Origin of the sequence: Xanthomonas arboricola pv. guizotiae, from assembly GCF_002940205.1 — a bacterium.
Lineage (GTDB): Bacteria > Pseudomonadota > Gammaproteobacteria > Xanthomonadales > Xanthomonadaceae > Xanthomonas > Xanthomonas arboricola_C.
In genome coordinates, this window is record NZ_MDSK01000102.1 from 1 (window position 1) to 920 (window position 920).

Annotated in this window: 1 pseudogene; it reads right to left on the reverse strand. The window is 53.9% G+C overall.

From position 1 onward, the window contains the following. A pseudogene (locus XarbCFBP7408_RS22620) lies at positions 1–901 on the reverse strand (Ulp1 family isopeptidase); the annotation flags it as partial. Positions 902–920 lie beyond the last annotated feature (19 nt).

Below are 920 nucleotides of genomic sequence, written 5' to 3' on the forward strand. Positions count from 1 at the left end.
CTGATGCGTTCTGCGGCCAACCGCCATAGGGGGTGGGCGGCAACTGCCAACCACCAGAGGGGGTGGGCGGCAATAGGGACGAATAGGAAGAATCCGCCGGAGTATCGGGATGCCACTCACCTGATGCGTTCTGCGGCCAACCGCCATAGGGGGTGGGCGGCAACTGCCAACCGCCAGAGGGGGTGGGCGGGAACGGGTACGAATAGGAAGAATCCGCCGGTGTACCGGGATGCCACGTTTCTTCTGGCCGATGGAAGGCCTGAAGGTGGCTGTTTGCAGGCAGATCCGGTTGTTGATAACGCATTCTGAAGTTGGCGCGAATTGCCGTCTGGATGCCTTGGGGTGCTCCTGAAATCACGGCTTCACCCAGAGGAGTCAGTCCGCCGGTTTCCTCGTCGACCATTTTTTCCAAGTCTGCTTGTGATAAATATCCGCTGCTTGCATCTTCGATACTGTACGCTCTATTGCTGGATTTTCTTGAAATCTCAAGAAGCAAATTTGGTCTTAGATTGAGGGTCCGAAATATGCCTTTCGGAGGCTTGCTTTCTGGAGCGCGCTTGCTTTTCGGAACGTGCTTGCTTTTTGGAGCGGCCAAGGCCTGTTTGCGTCTCTCACCTGCTAGCTCCAATCTTTTCATCTGATCTGGGGTGATATATCGAAGGAGGTGAGATAGCCCCACGCCAAATGAGCCATCACCACGCAAGTAATTATGTAATCCCGCAGCCTGTGGCACTTTCCCTAATGCTTCATATATTGGTAGATATTCCATAATTTCGTTGATCTTGCGTTGGGCTTGGCCCACGATATAGGCCTCGTCTTCGGCTTCGGCTTTGGCCGTGGTTTTGGCTTTGGCTTTGTCTTTGGCTTGGGCAATGCGATCCAAGGCCCATTGGCTCAGCACAATGTTTCGACTGCACTGC